The 7168-nt window shown below is 60.3% G+C and carries 6 protein-coding genes; 2 read left to right on the top strand and 4 right to left on the bottom strand.

The features are described from left to right. Nucleotides 1-179: 179 nt before the first annotated feature. The gene (locus tag FHL16_RS33430; protein ID WP_077750525.1) at nt 180-1274 is read right to left on the bottom strand and encodes a DUF1615 domain-containing protein; all 1095 of its coding nucleotides are present in this window, start codon (nt 1272-1274) and stop codon (nt 180-182) included. 197 nt (nt 1275-1471) lie between these two features. Between FHL16_RS33430 and FHL16_RS33425 the strand changes: the two genes are divergently transcribed. Continuing rightward, nucleotides 1472-3007: an FAD-dependent monooxygenase gene (locus FHL16_RS33425; RefSeq protein WP_077750524.1), complete on the top strand. Its 1536-nt coding sequence runs from the start codon at nt 1472-1474 to the stop codon at nt 3005-3007. Between the two features lie 123 nt (nt 3008-3130). Here FHL16_RS33425 and hemB read toward each other — a convergent pair whose 3' ends face one another. From hemB to FHL16_RS33405, 3 genes are all read right to left on the bottom strand, one after another. Next, the gene (hemB, locus tag FHL16_RS33415; protein WP_077750523.1) at nt 3131-4105 is read right to left on the bottom strand and encodes a porphobilinogen synthase; all 975 of its coding nucleotides are present in this window, start codon (nt 4103-4105) and stop codon (nt 3131-3133) included. Between the two features lie 234 nt (nt 4106-4339). After that, nucleotides 4340-5182 carry a PhzF family phenazine biosynthesis protein gene (locus FHL16_RS33410; protein WP_077750522.1) on the bottom strand — a complete coding sequence of 281 codons (843 nt, stop codon included), beginning with the start codon at nt 5180-5182 and terminating at the stop codon, nt 4340-4342. A gap of 33 nt (nt 5183-5215) precedes the next feature. Further along, on the bottom strand, nt 5216-5914 hold the full coding sequence (locus tag FHL16_RS33405; protein ID WP_077750521.1) for a glutathione binding-like protein: 699 nt from the start codon (nt 5912-5914) through the stop codon (nt 5216-5218). A 356-nt stretch (nt 5915-6270) separates the two neighbouring features. On the opposite strand from FHL16_RS33405, the gene FHL16_RS33400 reads away from it, so the two are divergent. Next, nucleotides 6271-6945: a hypothetical protein gene (locus FHL16_RS33400; protein ID WP_010458594.1), complete on the top strand. Its 675-nt coding sequence runs from the start codon at nt 6271-6273 to the stop codon at nt 6943-6945. Nucleotides 6946-7168: the final 223 nt, after the last annotated feature.

Raw genomic sequence — 7168 nt, 5'->3', positions numbered from 1 at the left:
GATCGAAAACCGCGTCGCTGAAGGTGGTTCGGATCGTCTGATCGAAAACCGCGTCGCTGAAGGTGGTTCGGATCGTCTGATCGAAAACCGCGCTGTATAAATGAAGGGTTTTACCGCGGTACTCAATGAAAAACCCGGCCTCATCAGCCGGGTTTTTTTTGCCTGTTTTTTGCAGCCGGTCACTTGCCCGCCCGTGTCATGCAGCGCTGATAACGCTCATCCACCCGCTTGGCAAACCACGCCGTCGTAAGTTTGCGGGTGATTTTCGGGCTTTGCAGCACGATCCCCGGCAACACTGCACGAGGCAACGGCCGACCTTCCGCCTTCTCGGCCAGGTCGAACACCCGCGCATAAAGCTGGGTGTCCTCGAACTGCAGGTTTTTGCCCTCCTCCAATTGATCGCGAATGGTCGTGTTGCGCATGCCCAATTGCTTGCCAAGGCTGCGCACCGCCAATTCCGTGGTGCCCGGCATGATCGCGTCGTAGCGCACCAGATCACCATCCAGCGCCAAAGGGATGCCTGACGCTCGACTCACCGCATTCTGAAACGCCGCATTGCGGCTGGCGTACCAACCGGCATTGAAATCGGCGAAGCGATACAGCGGCTGTTTGTAGCTCACCGGGTACCCGAGCAAGTGAGCAATGCCGAAGTACATGCCGCCGCGACGGCTGAACACTTCACGACGGATCGAGCCGTTCACCGGATACGGATAATCCCGTGCCTGTTGCTCGGCGAAGTCGATGCTGACCTGCATCGGCCCACCGGTGTGCACCGGATTGAGCCCTCCAAACAAGGTCCGCCCCATGGGCACAATGCCGATGAAGTCATCGAAAATCGCGCTGAGTTCTTTTTCGCTGCGCGCCGCATTCAGCCGGTCGCTGTAGCTTTTACCGTTGGATGAACTGACCTGCAGTGCACCGCTGACCAGCAGGCTGGGGATATGGACTTTAGCGGCACGACGGTCGATCTCTTCGCGGGCGATCTTGCCCAGGCCCGGCACGGGTGGGTCGACCTGGAAGGTCGACTCTTGCTCGGTGACCGCGAGCACCGAACACAGGTTTTGCGTGGAGGGATAGATGTTCTGCGCGGCAAAAGCGGCGTAGATGTCCGTGGCCCAGCCTTGGCGGTCAACGGTTTTCGCCGGCAGCAGGCGCACAATCTCGGCCTTGACCTCGGCGGGTTTGCGGGCCGGCAACTCCTGAGTGCGCTGGGTGCCGCAACCCGCCAGCACCAGCAGCGCCGCGAGACTCATGATCAATCGATTGGCTTGCATGGTGCTCCATCAACTCTGCTGAACCGGGTTAACCATACGATCAAAGGCATGGCGCAGGCTATGACTGCTGCCGCAACGGCCCGTTCCCCTTCATCCCCCACCACTTCACGGTTGCGGGCCTTTTCCGTTGGGCGGCCTGCCTTTTCATATCCCCGCGCTGGACCATACTTGTGCCACACACCGAGGAGGACAGGCTCATGAACCGTAGCGACGTGCTGATCGTCGGCGCCGGCCCGACCGGGCTGGTATTGGCGCTGTGGCTGAGCAAACTGGGGATTGGGGTAAGGATTATCGACAAGACGTCGGCCCCCGGCACCACGTCCCGGGCGCTGGCGGTCCAGGCACGGACGCTGGAGCTTTACCGTCAGCTCGACCTCAGCAATGCCGTGGTACAAAAAGGCCACCGGGTGGACGCAGCGAATTTCTGGGTCAAGGGCGAGCCCGTAGCGCGCTTGCCATTGACCGGCATCGGCGAGGGGCTGACGCCTTACGCGTTTCTCGAGATGTTCCCTCAGGATGAGCACGAACAACTGCTGATTGAACGCCTCGAAGGGTTCGGTATCAAGGTCGAACGCAGCACCGAACTGGAGGGTTTTGAAGAGACTGGCGATGGCATCAGTGCAAGGCTGCGCTTGCACGATGGCCAACAGGAAATCTGCCAGGCGTGTTACCTGGCGGGTTGCGACGGCGCCCGGTCAATCGTGCGCAAGACCCTCGATACCGGTTTTCCCGGCGGCACCTACCAGCAGGTTTTCTACGTGGCGGACGTGCAGGCTCACGGGCCGACGTTCAACGGCGAACTGCACCTGGACCTGGATGAAGCGGATTTTCTCGCGGTGTTTCCGTTAGCCGGCGAAGGCCGCGCCCGCTTGATCGGCACCGTGCGCGACGAGCGCGCCGACCGTGCTGAAACCCTCGGGTTTGCCGACGTCAGCAGTCGGGCCATCGAACACCTGAAGGTGCAGATTGAGCAGGTTAACTGGTTCTCGACGTATCGTGTGCATCATCGGGTGGCGGATCACTTTCGCAACGGTCGCGCCTTTCTATTGGGCGATGCGGCCCACGTCCACAGCCCGGCGGGCGGTCAGGGCATGAACACCGGGATCGGCGATGCCATCAACCTGGCCTGGAAGCTGGCGGCCGTCTTGAGCGGCGGCGCCACAGCCACGCTGCTCGACACCTACGAAACCGAACGCATCACCTTCGCCCGCAAACTGGTGGCCACCACCGACCGGGTCTTCACCTTCGTGACTGCCGAAGGGCGCATGGCCGATTTGTTGCGCACCCGTCTGGCACCGTTCCTGATCCCTAAAATGGCCTCATTCGAAACGTCCCGCGAGTTTCTGTTTCGCACGGTGTCGCAGATCACCCTGAACTATCGTGGGACAGCATTGAGCACGGGGGTCGCGGGCCACGTTCATGGCGGCGACCGCCTGCCCTGGGCTCACGACGGTGAGGGGGACAATTTCGAATCGCTGAAGTGTCTGACCTGGCAGGTGCATGTGTATGGCGACACCAGTGACGAAATGATCGCCTGGTGCCACGAGCATCACCTGCCGTTGCACGTGTTCGACTGGCGGCCGGCGTTTGAAGCGGCGGGGTTGGGGCGTAACGGCTTTTATCTGCTGCGTCCGGATACGTATGTGGCGATTGCCGACAGCTCGGCGGACCCCAAGGTGATTGAGCGGTATTTCAAGGAGCACGGGATCCGGCCGTTTTTCGGCAGCCCCTGAGCCCCCAGTATTTACTGTGGGAGTGAGCCTGCTCGCGATGGCGGCGTATCAGTCAATACATGGGTCGAATGACAAGACGCCATCGCGAGCAGGCTCACTCCTACAGGGGTTCCGAGGTGTTTCTTAGATCCCGGCCAGGGCCAGGTCCATCGCGAAGTAGGTAAAGATCAGATCCGCCCCCGCCCGCTTGATCGCGCCAAGGCTTTCACGCACCACGCGGTCCTCATCAATCGCCCCGGCCTGCGCGGCGAATTTGATCATCGCGTACTCGCCGCTGACCTGATACGCCGACAGCGGCAAACGCGACACTTCGCGGATGTCGCGGATGATGTCCAGGTACGCGCCGGCCGGTTTGACCATCAGCGCATCGGCGCCTTCCTGCTCGTCCATCAGAGACTCGCGCACCGCTTCGCGGCGGTTCATCGGGTTCATCTGGTAGCTTTTGCGGTCGCCTTTCAACGCGCTGCCGCCAGCTTCGCGGAACGGGCCGTAGAGCGCAGAGGCAAATTTGGTCGAATAGGCCATGATCGCGGTCTGGGTGAAACCGGCTTGGTCGAGGGCCCGGCGAATGGCCTGGACCTGCCCGTCCATGGCCGCTGACGGTGCAATCACATCCGCACCGGCCCGGGCCGCCGCCACGGCTTGTTTGCCGAGGTTGATCAGGGTCTGGTCGTTGTCGACTTCATGGTTGTGCATTACGCCACAATGGCCGTGGTCGGTGTATTCGCAGAAGCAGGTGTCGGACATCACGATCATCTCCGGCACCGCGTCCTTGGCAATGCGCGACATGCGCGACACCAGGCCGTTGTCGCTCCAGGTGTCGCTGCCGCTGCTGTCCAGGTGATGGGACACGCCGAACGTCATCACCGACTTGATCCCGGCGCGGGCGTAACGCTCGATCTCACCGGCCAGTTTCGACTCTGGAATGCGCATCACGCCGGGCATGCTTTTGATCGGCACGAAGTCATCGATTTCTTCCTCGACGAAAATCGGCAGCACCAGGTCGTTCAGACTGAACTCGGTTTCCTGGAACAGGCTGCGCAGGCTCGCATTGCGGCGCAGACGGCGTGGACGTGCTTCGGGGAACTGGCTTGACATGAGGGGTTCCTGAAAAACGGAGGTCGAGATGAAAGTCGTAGGGGGCGAAGCTTATGCCCTCAAAGGCGCGGGGCACAAACCTCGATCGCCCAAGACTGCGTTACCGAGGCCGCAATAATCGCGCGATATAACGCGGTTCCCTGTGGGAGCGGGCTTGCTCGCGAAGACGGCGGCACATCCAACAAAGATGTATCTGACGCACCGCCTTCGCGAGCAAGCCCGCGCCCACAAGTTTTAGATTTCCAGCACACCGCTGATGCAGGTCACCACCGAACCACCAATCCAGATCTCATCACCCACCTGCTCCACCTGAATGCGCCCGGCGCGGCCCATGGTCAGGCCCTGGCTGACCACGTAGGACGCCGGCGCCAAGCCTTCGGCAAGCAACCACTGCGCAATCCCGGCGTTCAAGCTGCCGGTAGCCGGGTCTTCCGGCATGCCATCGCCGGAGATGAAAGCGCGCACTTCAAACTGCGCATCATCGCCATCGCGCTCAGGGTGCCATGGCGCTATCACGCCGACGGCCAGGCCCAGCATCTGTGAATGATCCGGCTGCAAATCCAGCACCTGTCGGCGGTCCTCGACCATCACCGCCAACCAGCCGGCACCGTTATCAACCCATTGCGCCCGGACAATCACCCCCGGCTCCAGTCGCAGCCCTCGGCGCACACGCTCGACGACGTCAGCGTCCACCGGCCCTGTCTTGATCAGTGGCGGCGCGAGAAAGGCCAGCTCCGCGCCTTGCCTGCGGACCCGCACCAGACCGACGCCGCACTCCTGAATGATCTCCTCGCCCTTGGGCACGCCCCCGGCCTCAAGCCATGCATGGCAAGTGCCCAAGGTCGGGTGACCGGCGAACGGCAACTCGGTGAGGGTGGTGAAGATCCGTACCCGATAGTCGGCGCGAGGGTCGCGCGGTTCGAGGATGAATGTGGTTTCGCTGAGGTTGGTCCAGCTTGCGAACGCCGCCATGCGTTCATCGCTGAGCCTGTCTGCGCCGAACACGACTGCCAACGGATTGCCCTTGAGTGCAACCTGGCTGAAGACATCTACTTGTTTGAAATCGAATGAGCTCATTGCCTGCCTTGGTCTTGAGAGAGTCGAAGAGATTTACTTGGGAATTTCCAGCCCGCGTATCACCGCCGGCCGCGCCAGGAAGCGCTCCAGCACGCGAGTGACGTTGGGGAAATTCTTGATGCCCACCAGATCGCCAGCCTCATAGAAGCCGATCAGGTTGCGCACCCACGGAAAGGTCGCGATGTCGGCAATGGTGTAGCGTTCGCCCATGATCCAGTCGCGCCCTTGCAGACGGCTGTCCAGTACTTTCAGCAGGCGTTTGCTTTCGTCGACGTAGCGGTCACGGGGACGTTTGTCCTCGTAGTCCTTGCCGGCGAACTTATTGAAGAACCCGAGCTGGCCAAACATCGGCCCGATGCCACCCATCTGGAACATCAGCCACTGGATCGTCTCGTAACGCGCCGCCGACTCTTGCGCCAGTAACTGGCCGCTCTTGTCGGCAAGGTAAATCAGGATCGCCCCGGACTCGAACAGCGGCAGGGGTTTGTCATCAGGGCCGTGGGGATCGAGGATCGCCGGGATCTTGTTGTTGGGGTTCAGCGACAGAAATTCGGGGGACATCTGATCGTTGCTGTCGAAGCCCACGCGATGGGGCTCGTAGGGCAGACCGATCTCTTCGAGCATGATCGAGACCTTGACGCCATTGGGGGTCGGCAAGGAGTACAGCTGAATCCAGTCCGGGTATTGAGCCGGCCATTTTTGGGTAATCGGGAACGCGGACAGATCGGTCATGGGGAGCATCCACAGTGAACAGTAAGCGCTGATCATAATGGAGGAGACTGGTTTTTTGCGTATCAATCTTGTTGATGAAGAAGATCAAAACATTGCAGTCATCGTTCTGCGCCGATACCTGTACCGTGTCCATAAATCCGCAACATCCTGTCGATAACCTCTGCTCCAACCCATGCAAGGTTACCGGTACATTGCGGCGCACTCGCCGGAATCGAACCAAATGGGCTTCAGAGGACTCTGAGAACTGCCCTTTCGGAAACGGACCGGCCCAATGACATGGAAAACACCCGCTGCTGGGAGCTCGTGGTGTAAAGGTTTGTCAGCCTTAACCGAATGCGCTGAAGATCACCTATTAAATGATGAACCTTTTCAAATTTGCCGATCGCTTCAAGCAACGCGCGTATGTCGTCCTGCCCTCCCTGCTGGCGATGAGCGCGTTGTTTTTGTCGCTGGAGTCCAGTGAAAGCCGCGCTCAACCGGCAGACGGCACCCAGACCCTGGTATTCCTGCGTCACGCGGAAAAACCCGAAGGTGGTCTGGGCCAGCTCAACTGCCAGGGCCTGAACCGCGCCATCGACCTGGCCACCTTGCTGCCGGAAAAATTCGGCAAGGCCAATTACGTCTTTGCCGCCAACCCGACACGTAATGTCGAGGAAGGCGAACTGGACAATTCCTACAGCTACATTCGCCCCCTGATGACCATCAGCCCCAGCGCGATCAAGCTCGGCTTGCCGGTGAACATCAACTTTTCAGCCAACGACACCAGCGACCTGGCCGATGAATTGCTCCACGACAAGTACCACAACTCGGTCATCTACACCGCCTGGTCCCACGGTTACCTGCCCGAGCTGATCAACAAGGTCGCGGGAGATGCAGTCGGAAAGAAACAGAAGATCACCGAAGACTGGGAATCCAGCGACTACGACTCGCTGTTTGTGCTCACGCTGACCTGGCATAACGGCAAGGCGAGCCTGCAGAGCCATAGCTACAAGCAAGGGCTCGATAATGGGCGGGAGACGTGTCCGACGTAAGCAGTCGATACCCTCCAGGCATTAAAGTTTATAGCGCCTGTCTGGGCCCTATCGCGAGCAGGCTCGCTCCCACACTGGATTTCCGGCGCGACACAAATCCAGTGTAGGAGCGAGCCTGCTCGCGATGGGGCCAGAAAAACCAATACATCACTGTCGGTTGATCTCCCTCATTGGATCTCCGGCGCGACACAGATCCAGTGTAGGAGCGAGCCTGCTCGCGATG

This window comes from Pseudomonas sp. FSL W5-0299, from assembly GCF_005930655.1.
Taxonomy (GTDB): Bacteria; Pseudomonadota; Gammaproteobacteria; order Pseudomonadales; family Pseudomonadaceae; genus Aquipseudomonas; species Aquipseudomonas mandelii.
This window is presented reverse-complemented; position numbering and strand designations above follow the sequence as displayed.

Coding starts and splice junctions, on each gene's coding strand:
- FHL16_RS33400 (WP_010458594.1), top strand. CDS start 6,271: ATGATGAACCTTTTCAAATTTGCCGATCGCTTCAAGCAACGCGCGTAT.
- FHL16_RS33425 (WP_077750524.1), top strand. CDS start 1,472: ATGAACCGTAGCGACGTGCTGATCGTCGGCGCCGGCCCGACCGGGCTG.
- FHL16_RS33430 (WP_077750525.1), bottom strand. CDS start 1,274: ATGCAAGCCAATCGATTGATCATGAGTCTCGCGGCGCTGCTGGTGCTG.
- hemB (WP_077750523.1), bottom strand. CDS start 4,105: ATGTCAAGCCAGTTCCCCGAAGCACGTCCACGCCGTCTGCGCCGCAAT.
- FHL16_RS33405 (WP_077750521.1), bottom strand. CDS start 5,914: ATGACCGATCTGTCCGCGTTCCCGATTACCCAAAAATGGCCGGCTCAA.
- FHL16_RS33410 (WP_077750522.1), bottom strand. CDS start 5,182: ATGAGCTCATTCGATTTCAAACAAGTAGATGTCTTCAGCCAGGTTGCA.